A 300-nucleotide genomic window follows, 5' to 3' on the forward strand; every position below is an offset into this window, starting at 1 on the left:
GCCGATTCCCAAGCCCAAGGTCGCGGATGCCAAGTAAGCCGCCAGCACTGGAGGGCCTGCGCGCACTGGTGCGTGATCTCGATGCGGGGTCGCGCTCGCTGCCGCATTACCCGCAGGTGCCGATGCTGCAGCAGGTGCAGCGCGAGTGGTCGGAGCTGCGCAGCGAACTGCAGGTGCGCCGCTCCCTGCGCACCGAAGCCCCCGCCGACGGCGGCCCGCTGAACTCGGCGGTGCTGGTGCAGCGCATGCTGGACACGATGCAGGCCACCAGCCCCGGCTACCTGCGCCACTTCATCGATT

1 protein-coding gene is annotated in these 300 nt (G+C 69.7%); it reads left to right on the forward strand.

Annotation, left to right across the window (positions count from 1 at the left end; translation table 11 throughout):
* Nucleotides 1–68: 68 nt before the first annotated feature.
* Nucleotides 69–300: DUF2894 domain-containing protein (locus EN846_RS34465; protein WP_210236164.1), on the forward strand; the 232-nt coding region annotated here is incomplete at its 3' end.

Source organism: Mesorhizobium sp. M4B.F.Ca.ET.203.01.1.1 (genome assembly GCF_004791025.1).
In the GTDB taxonomy this organism is placed as follows: domain Bacteria; phylum Pseudomonadota; class Alphaproteobacteria; order Rhizobiales; family Rhizobiaceae; genus Mesorhizobium; species Mesorhizobium abyssinicae.